The organism is Vibrio sp. 10N.286.48.F5 (assembly GCF_041469785.1).
Lineage (GTDB): Bacteria > Pseudomonadota > Gammaproteobacteria > Enterobacterales > Vibrionaceae > Vibrio > Vibrio crassostreae_C.
Window position 1 is genome coordinate 1 of the sequence record NZ_JBFRLG010000072.1, and the last position, 221, is coordinate 221.

The 221-nt window shown below is 40.3% G+C and carries 1 tRNA gene; it reads left to right on the plus strand.

The annotated features are described in order from the left end of the window. Positions 1–71 precede the first annotated feature (71 nt). Positions 72–147 (plus strand) — tRNA-Glu (locus tag AB4185_RS21800). The last annotated feature ends 74 nt before the right edge of the window (positions 148–221 follow it).

The window sequence follows — 221 nt, forward strand, 5'->3', positions numbered from 1 at the left end:
TCCTTATACGAAGATATCTTCGATGAGTACCCACACAGATTGATATGTTTAAACAGTTAAGAGTAACCTATGTCCCGTTCGTCTAGAGGCCTAGGACACCGCCCTTTCACGGCGGTAACAGGGGTTCGACTCCCCTACGGGATACCATCTTTAAGCACATTTACTTAAGTGTTTTTAAAAATGGTTCATTTTATTGAATCAAGCTCTTTAACAATTTGGAA